Here is a 23,219-nt window from a genome sequence, read left to right as displayed (position 1 = left end):
GGAGCGCGGATGATCCCAGCAGCCAGCCGCTCTGGAACGGCCGGCGCAAGCGAGGGCCCGTCAGTTCTCCAAGGTGCAGGCGAGCTCTCCCAGCTCCGCCTTCAGCTGCAGCACCCGGGTGACGTGGTTGTCCAGCTTGCCGGCGAAGTCGGGATCGGAGGTGGCCCTGTCCACCACTCCCCCCACCATCTCGTCCAGGCTGGCCGGATCGGCGTCGATGACGATGTCCCCACCCGCCTCGATGAAGCGCACGCCGCGCTCCCCCGGCGGGACGTCCTTGACCGCCGCGGCAGCACCCAGGTCATCGCTGATGACCACCTTGCTCCAGCCGTGCTTTTCACGGAGCCCGTCTGTGATCACCTTGCTGCTGAAGACGGCCTGGTTGTCGGGGTCGATCTTCTCGTAGATGGTGGAGCTGATCATCACCGAGCTGGCGCCGGCGTCCATCGCGCCCAGGAAGGACTCCGCGTCGTCCAGGGTGGTGGTGGGGTCCTTGGCGACGCCGAAGTCCGTGTTGACCGTGGCCGTCCCCAGCCCCGGGTAGTGCTTGAGGCTCGACCCCACCTTGGCCTGGGCCAGACCCTTCACGACCGCGGAGGCATTGGTGGCGACGCTCTCCTGGTCATTGCCCAGATTGCGCTTCAGCTGCCCGATGGCTGCATTCTTCTGTTCCATGCCCTCGGGGACCACGTCGGCCACCGGGGCCAGGTTGTACGAAACGCCCGCGCTCTTCATCTGCTGGCCCCACCCCCGCCAAGCCTTGGTGAGCTCCGCGGGAGACATCTGGGCCTGCTCGGTGGCGGGTGGGATGGTTTCGAATCCGGGGCCGGCCAACCGCTGGACCTGCCCGCCCTCCTGGTCACTGGCCACCAGCACCGGGATCTGGCTGGGGCTGGCGGCCTGGATCTGCTCGGTGAGGGCCGCGGTCTCGTCATGGGGACGCAGGTCCCCGCCCAACAGGATCACCGATCCCACCTGGTGTTCCAGCAGGGCGGTTTCCACCTCGTCGACAGAACTGGACGTGGTGCCCACCATGAACAGCTGGCCGACCTTCTGCTCCAGATCCATCTCCTCGGCCATGGAACGACAGCTGGTTCCCTCCTTCACCGACGGCTTCGCCGCCGGGACACCCGTGGCGCCCTGCTCGGGCGACGATTCGCCAGACGAAGACGTTGCAGCCTGTGTGCCTCCGCTGGCCCCGGACTGGGCGGCGGGTGACTGCTCGCCGCCGGAGCCGCAGCCGGCCAGCAGGGCAAGGCAGGCGAGGGCAGCCAGGGAACTGGACCTGTTCATGCTCAGGCCTCCTTGCTGTCGTCGCGCTGTTCGAGGAGGCCCAGCAGGGCATTCTCCACGACTTCGGTGAGGGCCGGGTGGATCCAGTACTGGCTGCGGGCCATCTCCTCGATCCCCAGCCCGGTGCTCATGGCCTGGATCAGCGGCTGGATGAGCGTGGACGCCTGCGGGCCAATGATGTGGGCCCCCAGCAGGTGCTCGGCCTTCGGGTCGCTGAGCAGCTTCACGAAGTGGTCCTGGTCTTCCATCGCCCAGCCGTAGGCCACGTCGCCATACTTCTGCACCTTGGCCAGGTAGGGCCTTCCCTGCTCACGCAGCTCCTGCTCCGTGGCACCCACCGAGGCGATCTGGGGGTCGGTGAAGATGGCATGCGGCACGAAACGGTGGTCCGACGAGGCCAGTTCCCCCTGGCCCGTGATCTCGCACAGCAGGTTGTGCTGCACCACGCGGGCCTCGTGATTGGCAACGTGCTTGAGCTGGGAGGGCGAGCTGACGTCGCCGAGTGCCCAGATGTGCGGCTGGCTGGTGCGCTGGTGCTCGTCCACGACCACCAGGCCGTCCGCATCCACCTGCACTCCGGCCCGATCCAGGTCCAGCCCGTCGCCATTGGGGGTGCGGCCCAGCGCCACCAGCACCAGGTCTGCGTCGTAGCTGTACTCGATGCCATTGGGATCGGTGGCCACCACCACCACCTGGCCGTCCTGCCAGTCCAGGCGGGAGACCTGCTGGTTCAGCTTGAGGTTCACCCGACGCGAGATCACGTCGGTGAACCGCTCACTGATGGCCTCGTCCTCGCGGCGCAGCAGCACGCCGGACCGGTTGACCATGGTGACGTCGACGCCATAGGCGCTGAAGACGTGGGCGAACTCACTGGCGATGTAGCCGCCGCCCAGGATCACCATGGAACGGGGCAGTTCGGGCAGCCGCATCACCGTGTCAGAGGTGTGCACGCGGGTGGCCACCTCCGGGATGTGCATGCCGGGCACGTCGAGCAGCACGGCCCGGGAGCCAGCTGCCAGCACGAAGCGGTCCCCGCTGATGCGGACCGGCTCGTCCTCGCCCTGGAGGGCGATCTCCAGCACGTCCCGCTCGACGAAGCGGCCATTGCCGGTGAAGACCGTCACATTCTCGCTCTGTTCGCGCCAGGCCTTGCCACCCGCCGAGATCGGATCGATCCGGCCGAAGACACGATCCCGGATCTCCTCGTACCGAACGCCCTCGAGAGCGAGGTCCACACCGATCCTCGCGGCCTCCTGCGGGGAGACGGCATGATCCGCCGGCAGGACGAACATCTTGGTGGGGATGCACCCCACATTCAGACACGTGCCGCCATAGATGCCGCGTTCCACCATCGCCACACGAAGACCGTCGAACCGCTCGTCGACGAGCGTGTTGCCCGATCCGGAACCGATGATGACCAGGTCGAAATGCTCCATGGCCACAACGCTACCGGCGGGCCCTGACATTTCCGGTCAGCCGGGCCCGAACCATCAGCCCTCGGGCCCTGGTTGCCCCAGACAGTTGTCCCCCAGACAGGGGACACGAGCACGCTGCTTCCTGACCCGGATCTGAAAGCCCCACCCGAGCGTTCAACGTTAACTTGTGTTCACAGCGCCGGAGAGGGAGAGTGGTGTCAACGTCAAACATGACCAAGCGGTTCCGGGTCGGATGAATTCGGGGGGATTATCCGGCACGGGACCGCTGCTGTCTTCCGGGGCTCCGTCCCCGCTCTGGCTCGCAGTTGCCATATGACGAGCACGTCGGGTCTCAGGCCACCTCACCGTCGAGGTAGACCCACCGTCCGGCACGACGCACGAAGAAGCTGCGCTCCGTCAGCACCCCACGCGCTCCACCCTGCCTCCACCGAGCGGTGAACGAGACTTCACCCGCCTCATCATCCGGGCCGCCATCAACCACCTCGGTCACCACCAAGCCCTCCCACACCTGGGCGGCATCCGGCGTGGCATCGGCCGGCCGCTTGGCCGGATGCCAGGTACGCCACAGATGGTCGGCTGAACCCGGGTGCCGGTCCGCCAGCGCGAAGGCCGTGTACCGGGAGCGCATCAGGGCCTCGGCCGTGGCCGCCGGGTGGCCATCCAGCAGCGGGCCGCAGCACTCCCCCAGCACCTCACCCGAACCGCAGGGGCACTCGGACCGGTCCAGCCGGGTTCCCATCAGTGGCCGGTCGGACGCACGGCGCGGCGGGCCATCGGGACCGCCACCTGCACCGGGGCGACCTTTGCCAGCTGCCCCTGCAGCGCATTGAACAGTCCGTCGGTCACGCTCGGCGCGCGGCGGTCCAGGGCCTTGAAGGTGCTGGCAACCACCTGTGCGGGCGTACGACGCCGAGACAGCACCTTGTCATCACCGGCGGTGTCGAAGAAGGCCGTGTCCGTCGGGCCCGGGCAGATGGCCGTGACCCGCACCGGGGTGTCCCGGGTCTCCTGCCACAGCGCGTGGGTGAAACTCAGCACGAAGGCCTTGGTGGCGGCATAGACGGCCATCGTCGGGATCGGCTGGAAGGCCGCGGTACTGGCCACATTGATGATGGATCCCTTGCCGCGCTCCAGCATGCCCGGCAGGAAGAGTCGGCTCAGGTGCGCGACGGCCCCGCAGTTCAGGCTGATCTCGTCGTTGAGGCGGTCCACATCAGCCGTCGCCAGATCGCCGATCGTGCCGAAGCCCGCATTGTTCACCAGCACGTCCACCTGCACGCCGCGACGCTCCAGATCCGCCGCCAGGTCATTGCGGACGGACTCCTCGGACAGATCGGCCTGCAGCACCAGCGCGTCGACGGCATAGCGTTCACGCAGCTGGGCGGCAATCCTCTCCAGTTCCTCCACCCGACGGCTGACCAGGACGACGTCATGGCCCCGCTCGGCGAGGTGTTCGCAGAAAGCCTGACCCAGGCCCCCCGATGCTCCAGTCACGAGTGCATGCATGCGGCCAGCCTAGCCGGATCCGGTCACCACGAGTCCCCGTCGGGACGGCTCGAACGGGGCACCGCTGAAGGCCAGCGTTCAGGCCAGCGTCGACGTCAGCACCAGGGCCAGGACCAGCAGCACCACGCCAGCCACGAGGTTGGCCGCGGCCCAGCGTGGCCGGTGCTGCTGGACGGCGAGCGCCGCCCCGCCCAGACCGAGCAGCACGATGAGCACCATGAAGGCGAGCGGCCCCACCTCCCCCAGGGGTCTGGCCAGGGGCGCGACCACCGCACAGACCAGGGACATCAGGATGGTCAGCTGCGGCAGCCAGCGGCCGCCGCCGTGCGACGGGGACGTCTCGGGACCGGGTGCGGGCCGCGACATCAGATGCCCGCGTAGGAGTGCAGGCCGCTCACGAAGAGGTTGATGCCCACGAAGTTGAACCAGAAGCTGACCACACCGATGATCGCGATCACCGCGGCCCGGGTACCACGCCAGCCGGCCGTCGCCCGGGCATGCAGGTACATCGCGTAGATCACCCACGTCACCAGGCTCCATGTCTCCTTGGGGTCCCAACCCCAGAACCGACCCCAGGCGTACTCGGCCCAGATGGACCCGGCGGCAATCGTGAAGGTCCACACCGGGAAGGCGAAGGCATGCATCCGGTAGGCGAAGGTGTCCATCTGCTTGGCCGACGGCAGCTTGGCCAGGTAACCGGTGCGCTCCTTGCCGGACTGTTCGGCGCGGTGCTGGAAGAGGTAGATGATCGACGCCATGCCACCGACATTGAAGGCGGCACCCGCAATGGCAGCCGCGACGATGTGGATGATGAACCACACCGAGTGCAGCGCCGGCACCAGCGGGGCCACCGCGACGTGGAAGACGGTGGCGGCCAGTCCATTGCCAATGGCCAGCAGCAGCGTCATCGGCAGGCCGAGCCAGCGCATGTCGCGGGTCACCGCCAGCACCAGATAGGTGATGACGGCGAAGAGCAGGGCCGAGATCGTGAACTCGTACATGTTGCCCCAGGGAGCACGCTGCGCGGCAACGCCCCGCAGCACCACGCCCATGGCGTGTGCCAGGAAGGCGACGACGGTGAGGCCGAGACCCATCCGGCCGTACATGTCCACGCGAACCAAGGCCTTCTCGTGCTCGGGCGAGGGCTGCTCACCAGCGGCGAGGACGGGAAGCCCCCGCGCTGCCGCCCATTCCATGGAATGGGCCATGAAGGCGATCAGATAGACGACGGCAGCCGTCACGACGCCCAGTGCCGAGAGTTCCTCGATGCTCACTTCTTCTCCTTGGTGACATCATCCGCGGCGCCACTGGCAGCCACGGCAAGTTGGTCGACGTGCTCGTCGAGTCCCGTACGGGCATCGGCTCGGTCCAGTCCGGCAACCTCGAACTGGCGCGTGCCATCCTCGGACACCCGGCTGCGCACCCACAACCGTCGGGGACGCACGAACAGACTCAGGCTGATGCCCAGGATGGCGGCTGCCACCGAGCCGAAGGTCAGGGGCAGGCCGGGAGCGCGGCTGATCTGCACCTTGCTCCAGCGCGACCAGCCGTCGAAGACGACGCTGCCCTTGCCGTCGGGCAGGTCAAAGCCCTGCCCGGGTTCCAGCATGAAACGCACGATGTCGCCGTTCTCCTTGAACTGCGTCATGCCCGCGGTGTCCAGGGCGTAGATGTTCTCCGGCTTGCCGGTCTCCTGCTTCGGGGGGCCATACCAGGCATTGAGGAAGAGCTTGGGGTTGAAGGCGTCCGGGAAGATCGACTGCCCCATCATCCCCTCCTCGGGTGCCGTGGGCAGGAAGACGCCCTGCATGGCCAGCCGATCGGGGCGCGCGTCGGGGGCCTTGATGACACCCGACGAGGTGAAGTTGCCGTCCTGGGGCAGGAAGATGACGGGACCGGACCAGGCCGCCTTGCCCTCGCCGTCGGTGACGGTGACATGGGCCGCATAGCCGTGGCCGATCAGGTGGATCTTGTTGCCCTCGATCGTGACGGGGTGGTTGACGCGCACCGTCTCCTGCCGTGTCTGGTCCCCTTCGGTGACCTTGATCTTGGCCTGGAAGTCACGGGCCGCTCCGCGCTGCACCTGGCCGGTCTCGAACTTCACGATGAAACGCTCGAGGTCCATGGTGAACGGGGCCAGTGCGTCGGTGTCCACCCAGGCGCCGGCCCGGTATTCGTCGTACTGCGTGATCGAATTGCTGAAGCCCTGGCCTTCCACCATGATCGTGGACCCCTTGAAGCCCATCAGGTTGTTCCAGGCAACTCCCAGCAGCATGAAGACCAGACTGAGGTGGAAGAGCAGGTTGCCGAACTCACGCAGGTAGCCGCGTTCGGCGCTGATCCCCTGCGTGCCGTCCGGAAGCGTGGCGCGTTGGGTGCGGAAGTGGCGCTTGCGCAACCACGCGTCGGCACGGTCCAGGCCCTCGTCGACGCTTCCGGTGGCCGTCACGAGTCGATGCTCCGGGAGCCGGTCCAGACGCGACGGCATGCGCGGCGGCTGCCCCTTCACCGCACGCCAGTAGACGCCGATCCGGGGCACGATGCAGCCGATCAGGCTGACGAAGAGCAGCAGGTAGATGGCACTGAACCAGGGCGAGGTGTACACGTCGTACATACCCATCGGCTCATAGAAGCGGTCCAGCGCCGGATTGGCCTCGCGGAATTCGCTGACCTTCAAGGCGGACTGGCTGCGCTGCGGGATGAGCGAACCGGGGATGGCTCCGAGGGCGAGCAGGAAGAGCAGGGCCAGGGCTGTGCGCATGCTGGTCAGCTGGGTCCACACCCAGCGCAGCATCTCCACCGGCCGCAGTGCCTGCGGACGCTTCTCGCTCGTGCTCATCGATTCCTCTCGCAACTTCCCGGCACGGCAACCGTGCGCGGCATCCTCATCAGATCGGGGTGCCCCAGTTGACTGCCCACTGGCGCAGGACGCCCATGGCACTGTCCCACAGGCCGCTGACGAGCATCACGCCCACGAGCACCATGAGACCGCCACCGAGCCGCTGCACCAGGTTGTGGTGCTGCTTGACCCAGGTGATCGTGCCGGCCATTCGGGACATCGCCAGACCGGCCACGACGAACGGCAGCCCGAGACCCATCGCGTAGCAGAAGGCCAGGATCGCACCCCGCGTCTGGGACGCCTCGTTGAAGGACAGGCCGAGCACCACGCTCAGGGCCGGTCCGATGCAGGGGGTCCAGCCGACGCCGAAGACCATGCCCAGCAGGGGCGCGGCCAGCAGGCCCAGCCTCGGGAGCCGGTGCACCCGTAGATCTCGCTGACCGATCGGCACCAGCCCCATGAAGATGGCGCCGAGCAGGATGGTGAGCAGCCCAACGACAACATTGATGGCCCGCTGGTGCTGGATGAGCGATGCCCCGATGCCGCCGATCAGGGCGCCCGTCGCGACGAAGACCACGGCAAAACCCAGGACGAAGAGCACGGTTCCCAGCAACATCCGGCCGCGGCGGCTGCCCTCCTGCACCTCCGACGCGCTCAGACCGGTCGCGAAACTCAGGTAACCGGGCAGCAGTGGCAGCACGCACGGGGAGAAGAAACTGACGAGCCCCGCCAGAACCGCGACGGGAATCGCCAGCAGCATGCTGCCGCCCATCGCGTTCTCCACCCATCCGGTCTGCATCAGGGGCAGCCCCAATCCGCTCGGCTCCATCCGTGCCTACTTGCCGGCTGCGATGTCGTCGACAGTACCCACCAGCGTCGCGGTGGTGGTCTCGCCCAGCACGCGCGCCGCGATCAGGCCCGACGGGTCGATCACCAGGGTGCTGGGGATCGCCTTGGGCGGCAGGGCGCCGAACTTGAGCAGCAGTTCGCCCTTGGGATCGTGGATGTTGGGGAAGGTGATGCCGAAGCTGCGCACGAAGGCCTGCGCCTGCGCCACGTTCAGGTCACGCGTGTTGAGCCCGATGAACTGGGCCCTGCCCTTGGTCCGCTCGGCGGCCTTCACCAGGTGCGGCGCCTCGTGACGGCAGGGGGAACACCATGATCCCCACACATTGAGCACCACCACCTGGCCGGCGAAGTCGGCCAGCGAGAGCTGCTTGCCGTCGAGTGTCTTGCCGGACAGTTCCGGCACCGGCTTGCGGTCTGCCGGGGCGATGCGGGTGTAGGTGCCCGTTCCGGTGGCGAAGCCCTCCTCCTCGCTGGCTCCAGTGGAGTCATCGCTGCACGCGGCCAGTCCGAGCAGCGGCAGGCCGACGCCCAGCTGGAGCAGCCGTCGACGAGCCGGGTTGGGGCGTCCCCCAGATGTTGCCTGCGCCACGGTCACAGCGCCTTGCGGGCAGCGGCGGCCGCCTTGGGCAGTGCCTCGATGATCCGGTCCACCACATTCATGTCGTGCGCGGCCGAGAGGAACCAGCACTCATAGCCCGAGGGCGGCAGGTAGATGCCCTGGTCCAGCATGGAGTGGAAGAAGGCCGCGAAGGCCTCGCCGCTCTGTTCCTGGGCCTGCTCGTAGTTGGTCACCGGCCCCTCGGTGCCCAGGAAGACGCTGAACATGCTGTTCGCGGTGTTGATCGTGTGGGCAATCCCAAAGGTGGACAGCGCGGTGCCGACGGACTGCTGCAGCGCCGCGGAGACCTCATCGAGGTGGCTGTAGACCGCATCGGTGCACAGCTTCAGCGTGGTGGCACCCGCCACCGAAGCCACCGGGTTCCCGCTCAGGGTGCCGGCCTGGTAGACGCCGCCGACCGGCGACAGGTGCAGCATCAGCTCGGAACGCCCACCGAAGGCCGCCGTCGGGAAACCACCGCCCATCACCTTGCCGAAGGTCATCAGGTCAGGCTCCACGCCGTCCTTGCCGTACTGGCCACTGCGGGTGACCCGGAAGCCGGTCATCACCTCGTCGCTGACGAACAGGGCACCGTGCTCGTGGGCGATGCGCTTGAGGAAGGCGTTGAAGTGCTCGCCGTTCTCGACGCCCGGCTCGATCACGCCCATGTTGCCCGGCGCCGCCTCGGTGATGATGCAGGCGATCTGGTTGCCGTGCTCGGCGAAGATCTTCTCGACGGCCTTGCGGTCGTTGTACGGGGCCACCAGGGTGTCCTGGGCCACGACACCGGGGACGCCCGGGCTGGCGGGAATGGCGCGGCTGGCGGCATCGCCCAGGGTGGCGACGCCGGAGCCGGCGGCCACCAGCAGGGAATCGACATGGCCGTGGTAACAGCCGGCGAACTTGACGATCTTGTCGCGACCCGTGATGCCGCGGGCCAGGCGCAGCACGCTCATGGTGGCCTCGGTGCCGGAGTTCACCAGCCGCACCATCTCGATGGGGGTGCGTTCGACGATGAGGTCGGCCAACTCCACCTCGGCCTGGGTGGGAGCACCGAAGGAGGTGCCCCGGGCGGCGGTGGCCTGAACGGCATCCAGCACCTGCGGGTGGGCATGTCCGAGGATCATCGGGCCCCAGGAGCCCACCAGGTCAACGAGCTCGTTGCCGTCGGCATCGGTCACGAAGGCGCCCTTGGCACCGGTGATGAAGCGCGGGGTTCCACCAACCGCGCGGTAGGCGCGAACCGGGGAGTTCACCCCACCGGGAATGACCCTCTGGGCACGGTCGAAGAGCTCGTCGGAGGCAGGCACGGGTTGCATGTGGGCCAGCCTATGCGCCCGTCCGGCGGGATTCGAATCCCGTTCCGAGCGATGATCGGGATCGGTTGCCCTGGCGCCGTACCCTCAGCGGCGCTCGCGCTGTACCCTCAGCGGCACTGGCGCTGGGCCCATTCGAGGGCCCAGTAGGTGAGGGTGATGTCGGCGCCCGCGCGACGGATGGCCAGCAGGGTCTCGTCGATGGTGCGCTCACGGTCGAGCCAGCCGTTGGCGGCAGCCGCCTCGACCATCGAGTACTCGCCGGAGACGTTGTAGGCGGCCACTGGCACGTCCACGGAGTCGCGCACAACGCGCAGCACGTCCAGGTAGGGCAGAGCGGGCTTCACCATCACGATGTCGGCGCCCTGCTCGATGTCCGCGAAGACCTCACGCAATGACTCGCGCACATTGGCCGGGTCCTGCTGGTAGGTCTTGCGGTCCCCCTGCAGGGAACTGCCGACGGCCTCACGGAAGGGGCCGTAGAAGGCGCTGGCGTACTTGGCGCCGTAGGCCATGATGCCCACGTCCGAGTGGTCGGAGTCATCGAGTGCCTCGCGAATGGCGAGCACCTGGCCGTCCATCATACCGCTGGGCCCCACCATGTGGACACCGCACTCGGCATGGATCCGCGCCATCTCGGCGTACAGCAACACGGTCAGGTCATTGTTGACCACACCGTCGGGATTCAGGACGCCGCAGTGCCCATGGTCGGTGAACTCGTCCAGGCAGACATCGCTCATCACCAGCAGGCTGTCGCCCACCTCGGCGCGGACCGCCCGGATGGCGCGGTTCAGGATGCCCTCCTCGGCCAGCGCCTGGCTGCCGTTGGCGTCCTTGTCCTCCTCCTTCGGCACGCCGAAGAGCATGATCCCGGCCAGGCCCGCCTCGGCACACTCGACGGCCGTGCGCCTGATCCCGTCGAGGGTGTGCTGCACCACGCCGGGCATCGATCCGATCGGACGCGGCTCGCTGATCCCGTCGGCCACGAAGGCGGGCAGGATCAGCTGGCGCGCCTCCACGGAGTGCTCGCTCACCATGCCACGCATGGCCGGACTGGTACGCAGACGACGAGGGCGATTGATCATTGGACCAGTCTAGGCGTCCGCGACGGGTCAGGCGGACGTGGTGCTGCGACGACGGCGCCGCGTCTCACTGGGCTTGGTCACGGGACGCCCCTCGGCCAGCAGTTCGGCGCGACGCTTCAGGGCGAACTCGGCCAGGGCATCCACCAGTTCGATCGCACCCGGCTGGGGCGCCACGACGTCAACGCGCAGGCCGTGGTCGGCGCAACCCTGCGCGGTCTGCGGACCGATGGCCGCGATCACCGTGTGGTTGTGCGGCTTGCCAGCGATGCCCACCAGGTTGCGAACCGTCGACGAGGACGTGAAGACGGCCGCGTCGAACTTGCCGGTCTTGATCGCCTCACGGGTCTCGGCGGGTGGCGGAGCAGCCCGAACCGTGCGATAGGCCGTGATGTCGTCCACCTCCCAGCCCAGCTCGGTGAGGCCCTTGACCAGCACCTCGGTGGCGATGTCGGCGCGAGGCAGGAAGACCCGGTTGATCGGGTCCAGCACCTCGTCATAGGCGGGGAATTCGGCCGCCAGACCGGCGGCAGAGTGCTCCACCAGCGGCACCAGATCGGGCTTGATGCCCCAGGCCTTGAGCGCGTTCGCGGTGGCATTGCCCACTGCGGCGATCCGCAGGCCGCTGAAGGCACGCGCATCCAGGCCGTACTCTTCCAGACGCTCCCGCACGGCGCGGACGGCATTCACGGAGGTGAAGCAGACCCACTCGTAGCTGCCCTCGACCAGACCACGGATGGCCTTGTCCATCTGCTGCGGGGTGCGCGGCGGTTCGACGGAGATCGTCGGCACCTCGTCGGCGTGCGCTCCGTACATCTCCAGACGCGCCACCATCTCGCCCGCCTGGTCCTTGGTGCGCGGAACCAGCACCCGCCAGCCAAAGAGCGGCTTGCGCTCGAACCAGTCCAGTTCGTCGCGCGGACTCTCGGCCACGGCCGCTCCGACGATGACGTGCACCGAAGCCTCCGGATCCAGGGTGCGGGCCACTCGGGGGAGCTCGGAGAGCTTCACCTGGCGTGAGTGCTGCTGGGTGCTGCCGCCGGAGAAGGTGAGCAGCACCTGCTCGTCTGCGGTGCGGCCGGACTTGATGGCCTGCTCGTGGATCGAGCCCAGCTGCGAGGCATTGGCGTGCACCACCAGGGTGCCGTGGGCCGCCCACTGCTCCGGCATCTCGCTGGCCGGCTCGAGTCCCGGCCGACGCAAGGTACGGATGAGCTGAACCCCTCCCTCCAGGGAGATGCCCGCATACTCCGGCACCGCCGTCATCGACGAGATGCCCGGCACGATCTCGATGTCCAGACCCGCCTTGGCGCACTCCGCGGCCTCGCCCGAGACGCCGCCGTCCAGGAAGGGATCACCACTGACCAGACGCACCACGTCACGCCCACTCTCGGCGGCCTCGATGATGGCCTGCACGCGCGCCTCCACCGGTGCCGCGGGGGCATGTTCCGACGGGCCGAAGCTCAGCACGGGCGTGGCCGGGTCGATCTTGAGCACCGGATGGTTCAACATCTGGCGCAGGTCATCGTCGTTGACGAGCACCGCGCCCGCATCCTCCAGCGCCGAGATCGCGGCAACCGTCAGGAGATTGGGATCGCCGGGACCGGCGCCGACGAACAGCACCCGTCCGGGGATGGGGGCCAGGCCTGGCTCGCTCTCAGTGTTCACCGTGCTTCTTCACCTTCTGCTCATGGTCGAGCTGGATCTGCGGCAAGACCTCAGCGGCCAGCGCAGCGCCCAGCCCCTGGGCATCCGCGGCGGTTCCGGATCGCGTTGCCATGACGGTCAGCGGCCCCGTGCCAGCGGATGTGCTGGCCGAATCATTGGACGATTGTTGCCCAGCCACTGTACGAATGGTCAAATCGTCGCCGGTCACGACGCCGTGCGCTCCCACCGGGGCGAGGCAACCGGCCTCCAGCGTGGACAGGAAACTACGTTCGGCCGTGACGGCGGCGCGGGTGGCCGCGTGGTCCAACTCCGCCAGGGCGGTCAGCACCTCGTCGGATGCGTCGATGCGACACTCGACGCCGAGCGCCCCCTGTCCGGCGGCCGGGAGCATCACATCGGTGCCCAGCAGGCGTGCCGGAAGGTCCTGGATGCGGACATCCTGGCTCTGGGTGATGGGCGTGGTGACCTGCCTCGCCTCGAGCCGCCCCAGGCGCAGCAGGCCAGCGGCGGCCAGCAGGGTGGCATCCACGTCGCCGTGGCGCACCAGGTCCAGCCGGGTGTCCACATTGCCGCGGATCGGAACCACCTTGACGGTGATGCCGCGCTGGGCGGCCAGCGCCTCGACCTGTATGGCCCGCCGTGGCGAGCCAGTGCCCACCACGGTGCCGTCGCCCCACTGTTCGACGGGCAGTCCCACGAGCACGTCGCGGACGTCCTCCCGCGCGGGGATGGCTGCCACCACCAGTCCCGGAGCCTGTGCCACCGGCAGGTCCTTGAGGGAATGAACCGCCACGTCGATGCTGTGGTCCCGCAGACGATCCCGCACTGCCGTGGCGAAGATGCCGGTGCCACCGATCTCCGTCAGGCGCCGACGATCCACGTCGCCCAGGGTGTCGATGCCGATGACCTCACAGTCATGGCCGAGCGCGACGATCTGGGCAGCCACCCACTTGGCCTGGGCCACGGCCAGCGGCGAGCGGCGAGCTCCGATGCGGATCATGCGGTGGCCTCCTCCTGGTTGGGGTACAGCACGGTGGGGACGGTCGGCACGACGCCGTCCACCTGTTCGGAGACCGCACGTCGAGCTTCGGGCGGGCAGTCCTCGGGATCGCTGAGGGCAATCTCCCGCCCCTCCAGCGCGAACAGGGTGCGCAGCACTGCGGCATAGTCAACCGGATCGTCGCCACCCGAGAACTCGCGCACACGCACCGTCGGGGAGTGGATCAGCTTCTCCGCCACCCGGTTGAGCGCATTGTGGATCTGTGCCTCGGCCGCCTCGTCCAGCCCGGGCAGGCGACGACGCAGACGCTTCATCTCGCTGTCCACCACGCCGGTGGCCATCTGGCGCAGCGCCACGACGGTGGGAGTCACCGCCTGGGCGCGCTGCTTGGCGAGGAAGGCGGTCACTTCGGAGCCCACCAGAGCGCGGGCGGCCTCCACGTCGAGCTCGTCGTGCTCCTCTGACTGTTCCTTGAGGCTGGCCAGGTTCACCAGTCGAACACCCTTGCTCACCACGTCATCCGCCACATCCGGCGGCATGGCGAGGTCGATCACGACGCTCGGGACGGGGCCGTCGCCCAATGATTCGGCGCTGACCAGGCTGCCGGCGGCACCGGTGCAGGTGACCACGACGTCGTGTTCGGCCACGGCCTGGTCAAGGTCCTGCATGGGGATGGCTCGTCCACCCACCTCCGCCGCGAGGCGCTCGGCCTTGGCCAGGGTGCGGTTGGCACAGTCAACGCGGGCGCCCTGGCTGGCCAGGGTGCGGGCGGCGAGTCCGGCCATCGCGCCAGCTCCCACGACGAGGCAGGAGGATCCGGCCACCTCGAAGTCCCCTTCGAGCTGCTGCAGGGCCGCGGTGAGCACCGAACGGCCGGCCGCACCGATCGAGGTCTCCGACTGGACTCGCTTGCCGACGCGCAGCGCCGTCTGGAAGAGCTGGTTGATGGAAGCACCCGAGGTGCGGTCCTCCTGCGCGGACGAGAGCGCTTCACGGACCTGCCCGAGGATCTGGTTCTCACCCACGACGAGGGAGTCGAGCCCGGCGACGAGGCTGAAGCAGTGCTTGACGGCCGCCTCGTCGTAGTACACGCGGCACAGTTCCGGCAGCTCCTCGCGATCGACGCCGGCACGTTCGGCCAGTGGAACGGCCACGGCTTCGAGCCCCGCGTGGAAGCGATCGGTGTCCAGGTAGATCTCGGTGCGGTTGCACGTCGAGAGGACCAGCGCCTCTCCAACATGTGCCTGCCCCACCAGGGAAGTGGCCAGGGCACGACTGGTGTCCTTGTCCATCGACGCCCGCGCCAGCAGGTCAAGGCCTGCGGTGCGATGGTTGATGCTGACGGCTAGCAGTGTCACGGGACATACTCCTGCGCGGACTGGGCGGACTGGGCGGACTGGACGGGCTGGACGGGCTGAGCGGTGGCGGATTCGGAGGCCACGACTCTACGGGCCTCGTGGAAGGCGAGGATACGCAGCTCCTGTGAGAGGTCCACGGCGCGCACTGTCACATGCGCCGGGGCCACCACACCGGTGGGGGCGAAATTCAGGATGCTGGTGATCCCGGCATCCACGAGCCGATCGCAGGTGGCCTGGGCAGCATGAGCGGGTGTGGCCACGATGGCGATGCGTGGCTGGTATTGGGCCACGAGCTCTTCGAGCCGATCGACGTGCTGCACCACCCGCCGGCCGACCGTGCTCCCGACAACCGCCGGATCCACGTCGACGAGGGCGACGATCTTGAAGTCCTGCTGCAGGAGGCCGCCATGCGTCGCCAGCGCCCGCCCCAGATTTCCCACACCGATCATGATGACCGGCCAAACGGTGCCGCCACCGGTGGTCAGGCCGATCTCGCGTACCAGGAGTGGAACCTCGTAGCCCACGCCACGCGTGCCATAACTACCGAAGTAGGACAGGTCGCGGCGCAGCAGTGCGGGCTGGACACCCGCGGCCTCCGCCAGGTCCGTGGAGCTGACTCTCGTGACACCGGCCGCCTGGAAGTCATTCAGGACACGCAGATAGCCCGGCAGACGAGCAATCGTCGCCTCCGGGATCTGCTGCTCGTCGGGGCCGGTCATCACACTCCTGGTCTGCCGTGGGGCGGCGCGCCGGTGCGCGGTGCCACTGCACTTCCGCTTGGGACTGTAACCGCTGGTGATGTGGTTCACAAAGCCCTGTTGACAAGGAGTGGCACGACGCGTGGTCACAGAGGCGCGGGCCGGTCGAATGGGTGGCCGTCGATGGCGCGCGCCAGGCGTTCGGCGTCGACCTGCCAGTAGTCCACGATCTCGCCGCGCACGAAGACCACGGGTACGTGGTTCGTATAGGCAGACCGAAGGCCGTCATCGCAATCGACGTCGACCACGGCCACCTTCACCTGCCGAGGGGTGCACACCTGACGGACCACCGGCTCGGCCATCTCGCACAGGTGGCAGCCCGCCCTGGTCAGCAAGACGACCTCAGCCGTCCCGCCCCACTGGTCGACGGGAAAGGGTGGCTGACGGCCACTCCCTGCCGCCGACTCGGCCGCGGGTACGCCAACATCCGCAACTGCGGGTGCAGTTGCGGACCGGCTGGCCTCACGTTTGGGCCACAGACGCATGTCGCGCAGTCCTGAGCCATGCCACCCGGACCGATCGGGGCCAGGGCGCACGGCCATCGGCAATTACTTGCCGGCGCGGCGACGCTGGATGCGCGTCTTCTTGAGCAGCTTGCGGTGCTTCTTCTTGGCCATCCGCTTGCGACGCTTCTTGATGACAGAACCCACAGTGGAGCCTTTCCTCGAATGGGGCTGGAAGGTGATCCAGCCAAGACTTTTCATCCTCGCCCGACGAGGTCGGATACGAGGGCGACCCCCCAACTCTACCGTTTGGGCGCCCACGGGCGAAATTGCGATGTCGATCTGGGAAACTCCGTGCAAGAAGTTGAACCTTCCACGAGCCGGGGAATAACCTCGAGGTGTCGGTGGTTGTACCGACTGAGACAGATAGTTTCGGGTTGCTCCCGGAACACTGACTCACTGCAGGCTCGGCCCGAGGCCCTCACGGCTCGCGGCGGTCAGCGTGGATTCCTGCGTGACATTTCGTACCCGTTACCAATCCACAGGAGAATGACCATGAACAAGTTCATCGATGCCCTCGGCAAGCTCGTGCATGCCTACCCGAACGCCGTCCTCGGCGACGTGGCCCACCGTAACCCCGAGCTCTTCCTCAGCAGCCAGAGCATCATTGGCGGCCTGCGTCGCTACTGAGCCGCCTGCTGCAGCCCCGCCGGGGGCGTACCAGGACGCAACTGTGACCCACGCGTCACACTGAAGACAGAAGGGCCCACCGCACGGTGGGCCCTTCTGCACGTCCCGGTCGGGACACGGACTGACCGGTCCCGGCAATCCGGCTGACTTCTACCCAGCTCACTTCGGTTCTGGGTGGCCCATCTCCCGCGATCGGTCGTGACAGGCCTGCATTGCCTCAGCGAAGGCGGCCCGAACCGCCCGCTGGTCCAGCACCGCCAATGCCCGGGCCGTGGTCCCTCCTGGGGAGGTGACATTTTCTCGCAGGATGCTGGGGTGCGTCCCGGACTCGACCAGCATGGTGCCGGCCCCCAGGATGGTCTGGCTGGCCAGCGTCGTGGCCAGATCCCGGGGCAGGCCCAGCTGCACGCCTGCCTCGATCATGGCCTCCGCCACGGCAAAGACATAGGCCGGTCCGGAACCGGAGACCGCGGTGACAGCATCCTGTTGGTCCTCCGGCACGACGACCACCTGTCCGCAGGCGGACAGCACTTCCCGAACACGAGCGAGCTGTTCCTCGTCCACGAAGGGGCCTGGCGAGGCGGCACTCATCCCTTGCCCCACCAACGACGGGGTGTTGGGCATCACCCGCACCACAGCCGCACCATCGGGCAGGTGATGCTGCATGGTCTGCAGCGACACCCCGGCGGCCAGGCTGACCACCACGGCATGGGGCTCCAGCGCCGAGGCCACGCGGTGCAGCATGGCAGGAATGTCCTTCGGCTTGACGGCCACCACCACCACGTCGGCGCCCGCCAGGGCCTCGGCCAGCGGTGCCGCCGTGACGCCATGGCGTTCCACCAGCTCGGCGTCGCGCTCGGCACGCCGATTCACCACCACCAGGTCATGACCGCCTGCCCGGACAAGGCCCGAGAGCACGGCCTCGCCCATCTTTCCAACGCCCACCAGCGCGATGCGCATCTCAGCCCTTGAGGTTTGCGGCGACGACCTCAGCCACCTGGACCGCGTTCAGGGCGGCACCCTTGCGCAAGTTGTCATTGCTGAGGAAGAGGACCAGACCCTTGCCCTCGGGCGCCGACTGGTCGCGGCGGATTCGGCCCACATAGGACGGGTCCTTGCCGGCAGCATCCTGCGGCGTGGGCACGTCCATCAGCTCGACGCCCGGCGCCCGGCTCAGGATCTCCGCGGCCTGCTCGGGGGTGATGTCCTTCTCGAACTCCGCATGCACCACCAGTGAATGACCACTGAGCACGGGAACGCGCACGCAGGTGCCGGCCACCAGCAGCTCGGGCAGGTGCAGGATCTTGCGCGACTCATTGCGCAGCTTCTGCTCCTCGTCGGTCTCTCCAGTGCCGTCATCCACGAGTCCACCGGCGATCGGCAGCACGTTGTAGGCGATCGGCTTGACATAGGGAGCCGGATCACCGAAGTCGATGCACTGCCCGTCCAGGCGCAGCTCGTCGAGCTTGCCGGACTCCACGCCGACGCGGAACTGACGTTCGGCATTGACCACCGCATCGCCGCCGGAGCCGGAGATGGCCTGGTAGGTCGCAACGACCAGCCGCTGGAGGCCGGCCGCATCGTGCAGCGGCTTGAGGACCGGCATGGCGGCCATCGTGGTGCAGTTGGGATTGGCGATGATGCCCTTGGGCGGGTTCTTGGCGTCGTCGGGGTTCACCTCGCTGACCACCAGGGGAACCTCGGGATCCAGACGCCAGGCCGACGAGTTGTCGACGACGATGGCACCGGCGGCAGCCACCTTGGGTGCGATCCGCCTCGAGGTGGAGCCACCGTTGCTGAACAGGGCGATGTCCAACCCGGAGAAGTCGGCGGTCTCGGTGTCCTCAACCACCACATCCTTGCCCTTGAAGGGGATCGTCTTGCCAGCCGAACGAGCCGAGGCGAACAGCCTGAGCTCGTCGACGGGGAAATTGCGATCCTCGAGAAGGGTCAGCATGACGCTGCCCACCTGGCCAGTGGCTCCAAAAACTCCTACGCGCATGGGGCAACCCTACGGGCTGTCACGGTGGCGCAAGGGTTCGTCCCACCGGACGACTCAGAGCCAGGAGACTCGCCCCGCGAGGAAGGCGTACCCCACGAAACTGGCCACATCGAGCAGGAAGTGCGCCAGGACCAACGGCCAGAGGCGGCCCGTGCGGCGGAACCACAGCCCGAAGCCCAGGCCCATCACGAGGTTGCCGACGAAGCCCCCGAAGCCCTGGTAGAGGTGATAACTGCCCCGCACCAGCGCAGCGGTCACCAGCACCAGCCAGGGCCGCCACCGCGCCTGGTCCAGGCGGGTGAACAGGTAGCCGATCATCACCACCTCCTCCAGCACCGCGTTGCCAGCGGCCGATGCCACCAGCAGCGGCACCACCCACCAGTCGGTGCCCAGCCCCGCCGCCTGGACGGTGGTGTTGAGGCCCAGCTCCTTGGCACCGATGTAGAGCGCGAGCCCGGGAATGCCCACGGCGGCAAAGATGCCGAATCCCCAGGCCAGGTCTGACCGCCACCGGTCGAGCTGCAGCCCGGCCGCCCGGACCGCTCCCAGGCGGGGTTGCGCCACCGAGTGCAGCAGGTAGAGGGCCAGGCCGGCTGGCACGGCGAGGAAGGCGACGTCGGCCAGCTGGAAGAGGGCGTTGAGCCAGGCCCGATCTCGCGTCGCGGCCTGGTTCAGGCTGCTCGACTGCTGCCCCAGGGGTTCCGGCCGGGTCATCCGCTCGATGATGCGCAGGATCGAGTAGATGGCCGAGCGCCCCAGACAGACGCCCAGAAGGAGGAGCACCTCGAGCAGGAGAAGTTGGCGCAGCGGCCGCGGCAGTCCGCTGGCCCGTCCGGACGGGTCCGGCGCCCCCGTCGCCCGGCCGGAGGTTCGGTTCACCGACGCGTCACCAGCGCCCGCAGCAGCGGCATCACATTGGCGGGCCGCTCCGAGATTCGCTGGGCGAAGTAGGCGTACCAGTCCTCCCCCACCGGCAGGTGCACGCGCACGGCGTGGCCAGTGTCCGCCAGACGCCGGTGCTCCCAGGGGCGGACCCCGTGGTACATCTGGATCTCGTAGTCACTCGAGCGACGGTTGTGGACGAAGGCCAGGTCATCGGCGGCCTGCACCAGATCGGGATCGTGGGTGGCGACCATCGGATAGCCGCGCCCCGCCATCAGCAGGTTCAGACAGGAGAGGTAGTTCTCCGCGATGTCGTCGTGGTCGTCGTAGCTGATCGAGCGCGGCTCCGAATAGGCCCCCTTGCAGAGCCGGACGCGCGCCGGGATTCCCGACAGCCAGCGGCTGTCCGCCAGGCTGCGCCGCAACTGCGCCTGCACGGTCACACCCAGCTGCGGGTGGTCCTGATGCAGTTCGGTGAACGTGGCGAAGGTGTCGTCCGTGGTGGTGTGGTCGGCCAGGTCCAGGGTCACCCGGGCCCCGGCATTGTCAGCTGCGCGGCACACCTCGTCGAGCAGATCCGTGCTGATCTGGTGGCCGTCCCGGACAATCCCCTGTCCCAGGGTGGCGGGGGCAACGGTCAGCTCCACCTGCGGGCCCAGCCCCAGTTCGCCCACCCGAGCCAGCACGTCGGACTGGGCACGGGCAGCGCCGCGCGCGGTATCGACATCCGTGGCCGCGGGCAGGAGCAGCTCCACGGTGGACAACAGCCCCTTGTCCCGGTTGGCGGCCACCAGGTCCAGCGCCGCGTCGGTGGTCTCGGCCGCGACGAAGCGGCGGGCCACTTCCCGCGCCGCGGGGGTGCCCGTCACCAGTCGCCGGGTTCGCTCCGATTCCCCGGCCCTCTTGAGCAGCGCACTCCACGTTCCGAAGGGTCGGGTGTACTCCCGATCACTCATCGCCCACCCCGTCCTGCGCACCGGATCGGCGCATGCCATCGGTTTGCCCCAGATGGAAACGCAGATCGGCCAGGCACTTCGCCAGGATCTCCTCACGTTCGGCCCGTGAACCGGCCTTGCGCGTGTTGACCTCCAGCACCACGTGCCCCGCGAAGGCACGCCCGGCCAGACGGTGCAGCACCTCGAAGGCCTCCTGGTCACCCTCCCCCGGCAGCAGGTGCTCGTCCTTGAGGGACCCGCCGCCGTCGGTGATGTGGACATGCCGCAGCCGCGGCCCCCACTCCTCCACGTAGTCGAGGGAGCGCTTCTTGGCGGTGCTGGCATGGGAGAGGTCCAGCGTCAAGTGCTCATAGCCCATCTCCGTGGGATCCCAGCTGGGAACATAGGCCTGGAAGGGCGTTCCCGGGGTCCGCCACGGATACATGTTCTCGACGGCGAAGGTGACGCCGGTCTGCTGGTTCAGACGCCGGATCCCCTCCACGAAGGTCCGCGCATAGTTCGCCTGCCACCGGAAGGGCGGGTGGACCACCACCACATCGGCCCCCAGTCGCACCGCAGCCTCGGCAGAACGCTCCAGCTTCTCCCAGGGGTCGGTGCCCCACGTGGCCTGGGTCACCAGCAGCGTCGGGGCATGGATGGAGAGCACCGGCACCTGGTGGTAGTCACGCAGGGCCTCCACCCGGTCGATGTCCGCGGCGATCGGATCGATGCCCACCATCACCTCCACGCCGTCCCACCCGAGGGCGGCTGCCACCTCGAAACCGGAGGCGGTGGACTCGGGATAGACCGAGCTGGTGGACAGGCCGACCTTGGCCGGGCTGGTCCCCGCGGGGGGCTTGATACCTTCGCTGCTGGCTTCCACGAGTCCAAACTAGCCCCTGCCGCTGACAGTCGCCCGCAGTCCGGTCCCGGGACATTCGTCGCACTCGTCCCCGAGGCATTCGCACTCGGCCGGTAGGGTGCCGCCGTGAGCCCCGTCGATGTCGAGATCAAGCGCCCATTCCCCCGCACCTGGGTGGAGTTCTGGGACCCTGCCGACCCGCAGCAGCTGCTGCGCTGTGACCTGACGTGGCTGACGTCCAACTACACCTGCACCTTTGGCGCCGGGTGTCGGGGAATCCACTCGGCGCGGCCCGACGACGGCTGCTGCGTGCTGGGCGCCCACTTCAGCGAACCGGCCGACGAGGAGCGGGTGGCGGACCACGTCGCGCGCCTGACCCCCGAGACCTGGCAGAACCACGACCGCGCCAAGGACGACTGGGCCATCGACGACCCCGACCATGAGCCGGACGAGGACGACGAGGATGCCCTGCCCGGCCGCAAGACGCGGGTGCTGGATGGCGTCTGTGTCTTCGCCAACCGCCCCGATTTCCCCGGCGGGCAGGGATGCGCCCTCCACGGACTGGCCATGCGCGAGGGGATCAGCCACATCACCACCAAGCCCGACGTGTGCTGGCAGCTGCCGCTGCGCCGGACCTATCGGCACATGGAGCACGCGGACGGAAGTCCGTGGCTGGAGATCACCATCGGCGAGTACACCCGCGATGGCTGGGGTGCCGGCGGAGCCGACCTGGACTGGTACTGCACGTCGAATCCCGAGGCCCACGTGGGCAACCAGCCGCTCTACCTCTCGTCGCGCGACGAGCTGGTGGAGCTGATGGGCTTGCCCGCGTACGAGGAACTCTGTCGGCTTGCGGAGGAACACCTGTCGACGGGCCCCTCCCGGCACCCTGCCAGCCCGCCGGCCACGCGTGGGTGATGAACCCACCTCACCGGCTGTTGTGATCATTTGCGCTGGTCAGCGTCGTTTGAAGCCCCCGGTTTCGTGATCGAGGGCTGCGCCGTACAGAATGTGGTCATGCATGTCGACCATCTCGTGTTCGCAGCTGGACCCAACGGCCTCAAGGCGGAGGCGGAGCGGCTCGGTGAGCTGCTCGGAGCGGAGTTCAAGGATGGCGGGTTCCACCCGCGGTTCGGCACCCGCAATCACATCCTCCCGCTGGCCGACGATCGTTACCTGGAGGTCGTCGAGGTGCTGGAGCACCCCGCAGCCGACAAGGCGCTCTTCGGCCAGGCCGTGCGCGCTCGCACCGAAATGGGCGGCGGCTGGTTGGGCTGGGTGGTCTCCGTCGATGACCTGGCCCCCTACGAGAAGCGTCTGGACCGCTCCGCGGTGGAGGGTTCGCGCCACTTCCCCGATGGCCGCCTGCTGGAGTGGAAGCAGATCGGCATCAAGGGGCTGATGGCCGATCCCCAACTGCCCTACTTCCTCAAGTGGGAGTCGGAGCACTCGGTGCTGCCGGCCGCGCTGAATGGTGACATTGATGTGGTGGGCATGGACATCGCCGGCTCGCGTCCCCGGATCGAGGACTGGATGGGCATCGAGCTGGGCGACGAGTTCGACGGCGTGAAGCTCAACTTCACCGCCCCCAATGGCCAGCCGGGCATCGACGTGGTGACCTTCGACACCCCGAACAAGGGCATCGTGCGGATCTGACCCACCGAGACCCCTGATCGGCGCGGCCCAACGGGCCGCGCCGATT

At 68.1% G+C, this 23,219-nt stretch carries 25 protein-coding genes; 3 read left to right on the top strand and 22 right to left on the bottom strand.

All coding sequences use genetic code 11. The features are described from left to right. Positions 1-60 precede the first annotated feature (60 nt). From ACTQ49_RS12270 to ACTQ49_RS12190, 17 genes are all read right to left on the bottom strand, one after another. Entirely contained in the window at positions 61-1,293 is a 1,233-nt protein-coding gene (locus tag ACTQ49_RS12270; RefSeq protein WP_441828125.1) for a glycoside hydrolase family 3 N-terminal domain-containing protein, read from the bottom strand. Positions 1,294-1,295: 2 nt separating this feature from the next. Further along, positions 1,296-2,729, bottom strand: a complete 1,434-nt coding sequence (locus tag ACTQ49_RS12265; protein WP_441828124.1) for a mycothione reductase — start codon at positions 2,727-2,729, stop codon at positions 1,296-1,298. A 331-nt stretch (positions 2,730-3,060) separates the two neighbouring features. Further along, positions 3,061-3,468: a YchJ family protein gene (locus ACTQ49_RS12260; RefSeq protein WP_441828123.1), complete on the bottom strand. Its 408-nt coding sequence runs from the start codon at positions 3,466-3,468 to the stop codon at positions 3,061-3,063. Beyond that, positions 3,468-4,235 carry an SDR family NAD(P)-dependent oxidoreductase gene (locus tag ACTQ49_RS12255; RefSeq protein ID WP_441828122.1) on the bottom strand — a complete coding sequence of 256 codons (768 nt, stop codon included), beginning with the start codon at positions 4,233-4,235 and terminating at the stop codon, positions 3,468-3,470. The genes ACTQ49_RS12260 and ACTQ49_RS12255 overlap by 1 nt, the downstream gene beginning before the upstream one ends. 78 nt (positions 4,236-4,313) lie before the next feature. Continuing rightward, the gene (locus ACTQ49_RS12250; RefSeq protein WP_441828121.1) at positions 4,314-4,601 is read right to left on the bottom strand and encodes a hypothetical protein; all 288 of its coding nucleotides are present in this window, start codon (positions 4,599-4,601) and stop codon (positions 4,314-4,316) included. Beyond that, positions 4,601-5,509 (bottom strand): c-type cytochrome biogenesis protein CcsB, encoded by a 909-nt coding sequence (ccsB, locus tag ACTQ49_RS12245; RefSeq protein WP_441828120.1) that lies wholly within the window; start codon positions 5,507-5,509, stop codon positions 4,601-4,603. Before ccsB ends, ACTQ49_RS12250 begins: the two co-directional genes overlap by 1 nt. Further along, positions 5,506-7,074 (bottom strand): cytochrome c biogenesis protein ResB, encoded by a 1,569-nt coding sequence (gene resB, locus ACTQ49_RS12240; RefSeq protein ID WP_441828119.1) that lies wholly within the window; start codon positions 7,072-7,074, stop codon positions 5,506-5,508. Before resB ends, ccsB begins: the two co-directional genes overlap by 4 nt. Positions 7,075-7,123: 49 nt before the next feature. Further along, a complete protein-coding gene (locus tag ACTQ49_RS12235; protein ID WP_441828133.1) occupies positions 7,124-7,834 on the bottom strand; it encodes a cytochrome c biogenesis CcdA family protein in 711 nt (236 codons plus the stop codon). Between the two features lie 75 nt (positions 7,835-7,909). Further along, the gene (locus tag ACTQ49_RS12230; protein WP_441828132.1) at positions 7,910-8,464 is read right to left on the bottom strand and encodes a TlpA family protein disulfide reductase; all 555 of its coding nucleotides are present in this window, start codon (positions 8,462-8,464) and stop codon (positions 7,910-7,912) included. 50 nt (positions 8,465-8,514) lie between these two features. Beyond that, positions 8,515-9,840, bottom strand: coding sequence for a glutamate-1-semialdehyde 2,1-aminomutase (gene hemL, locus ACTQ49_RS12225; protein WP_441828118.1), 1,326 nt, complete (start codon positions 9,838-9,840; stop codon positions 8,515-8,517). Positions 9,841-9,947: 107 nt separating this feature from the next. After that, positions 9,948-10,922: a porphobilinogen synthase gene (hemB, locus tag ACTQ49_RS12220; protein ID WP_441828117.1), complete on the bottom strand. Its 975-nt coding sequence runs from the start codon at positions 10,920-10,922 to the stop codon at positions 9,948-9,950. A gap of 27 nt (positions 10,923-10,949) precedes the next feature. Next, a complete protein-coding gene (locus ACTQ49_RS12215; RefSeq protein WP_441828116.1) occupies positions 10,950-12,587 on the bottom strand; it encodes a uroporphyrinogen-III synthase in 1,638 nt (545 codons plus the stop codon). Next, positions 12,577-13,587 carry a hydroxymethylbilane synthase gene (hemC, locus tag ACTQ49_RS12210; protein WP_441828115.1) on the bottom strand — a complete coding sequence of 337 codons (1,011 nt, stop codon included), beginning with the start codon at positions 13,585-13,587 and terminating at the stop codon, positions 12,577-12,579. The genes ACTQ49_RS12215 and hemC overlap by 11 nt, the downstream gene beginning before the upstream one ends. Then, positions 13,584-14,945: a glutamyl-tRNA reductase gene (locus ACTQ49_RS12205; RefSeq protein WP_441828114.1), complete on the bottom strand. Its 1,362-nt coding sequence runs from the start codon at positions 14,943-14,945 to the stop codon at positions 13,584-13,586. Before ACTQ49_RS12205 ends, hemC begins: the two co-directional genes overlap by 4 nt. Continuing rightward, on the bottom strand, positions 14,942-15,664 hold the full coding sequence (locus tag ACTQ49_RS12200) for a redox-sensing transcriptional repressor Rex (protein ID WP_441828113.1): 723 nt from the start codon (positions 15,662-15,664) through the stop codon (positions 14,942-14,944). The genes ACTQ49_RS12205 and ACTQ49_RS12200 overlap by 4 nt, the downstream gene beginning before the upstream one ends. A gap of 125 nt (positions 15,665-15,789) precedes the next feature. Further along, positions 15,790-16,188 carry a glutaredoxin family protein gene (locus ACTQ49_RS12195; RefSeq protein ID WP_441828112.1) on the bottom strand — a complete coding sequence of 133 codons (399 nt, stop codon included), beginning with the start codon at positions 16,186-16,188 and terminating at the stop codon, positions 15,790-15,792. A 63-nt stretch (positions 16,189-16,251) separates the two neighbouring features. Beyond that, positions 16,252-16,353: a 30S ribosomal protein bS22 gene (locus ACTQ49_RS12190; protein ID WP_002550589.1), complete on the bottom strand. Its 102-nt coding sequence runs from the start codon at positions 16,351-16,353 to the stop codon at positions 16,252-16,254. 348 nt (positions 16,354-16,701) lie between these two features. Here ACTQ49_RS12190 and ACTQ49_RS12185 point away from each other — a divergent pair, with 348 nt between their 5' ends. Next, positions 16,702-16,836 (top strand): hypothetical protein, encoded by a 135-nt coding sequence (locus ACTQ49_RS12185; RefSeq protein ID WP_441828111.1) that lies wholly within the window; start codon positions 16,702-16,704, stop codon positions 16,834-16,836. A gap of 159 nt (positions 16,837-16,995) precedes the next feature. On the opposite strand, the gene proC is transcribed toward ACTQ49_RS12185, so the two are convergent. From proC to ACTQ49_RS12160, 5 genes are read right to left on the bottom strand one after another with little or no spacing between them, the layout of a single operon-like run. Further along, on the bottom strand, positions 16,996-17,796 hold the full coding sequence (gene proC / locus ACTQ49_RS12180; RefSeq protein ID WP_441828110.1) for a pyrroline-5-carboxylate reductase: 801 nt from the start codon (positions 17,794-17,796) through the stop codon (positions 16,996-16,998). Position 17,797: 1 nt separating this feature from the next. Continuing rightward, positions 17,798-18,838, bottom strand: coding sequence for an aspartate-semialdehyde dehydrogenase (locus ACTQ49_RS12175; protein WP_441828109.1), 1,041 nt, complete (start codon positions 18,836-18,838; stop codon positions 17,798-17,800). A 54-nt stretch (positions 18,839-18,892) separates the two neighbouring features. Then, positions 18,893-19,657: a CPBP family intramembrane glutamic endopeptidase gene (locus ACTQ49_RS12170; protein ID WP_441828131.1), complete on the bottom strand. Its 765-nt coding sequence runs from the start codon at positions 19,655-19,657 to the stop codon at positions 18,893-18,895. A 56-nt stretch (positions 19,658-19,713) separates the two neighbouring features. Beyond that, a complete protein-coding gene (locus ACTQ49_RS12165; RefSeq protein ID WP_441828108.1) occupies positions 19,714-20,676 on the bottom strand; it encodes a proline dehydrogenase family protein in 963 nt (320 codons plus the stop codon). Then, positions 20,669-21,538 (bottom strand): sugar phosphate isomerase/epimerase family protein, encoded by an 870-nt coding sequence (locus tag ACTQ49_RS12160; RefSeq protein WP_441828107.1) that lies wholly within the window; start codon positions 21,536-21,538, stop codon positions 20,669-20,671. Before ACTQ49_RS12160 ends, ACTQ49_RS12165 begins: the two co-directional genes overlap by 8 nt. A 105-nt stretch (positions 21,539-21,643) precedes the next feature. On the opposite strand from ACTQ49_RS12160, the gene ACTQ49_RS12155 reads away from it, so the two are divergent. Then, a complete protein-coding gene (locus ACTQ49_RS12155; RefSeq protein WP_441828106.1) occupies positions 21,644-22,435 on the top strand; it encodes a hypothetical protein in 792 nt (263 codons plus the stop codon). A 99-nt stretch (positions 22,436-22,534) separates the two neighbouring features. After that, positions 22,535-23,173 (top strand): VOC family protein, encoded by a 639-nt coding sequence (locus tag ACTQ49_RS12150; protein ID WP_441828105.1) that lies wholly within the window; start codon positions 22,535-22,537, stop codon positions 23,171-23,173. Positions 23,174-23,219: the final 46 nt, after the last annotated feature.

The sequence above is a fragment of the Luteococcus sp. Sow4_B9 genome (genome assembly GCF_052116585.1).
In the GTDB taxonomy this organism is placed as follows: domain Bacteria; phylum Actinomycetota; class Actinomycetes; order Propionibacteriales; family Propionibacteriaceae; genus Luteococcus.
The sequence above is the reverse complement of the archived record's forward strand: the minus strand, read 5'-3'. Positions and strand labels throughout refer to the sequence as shown.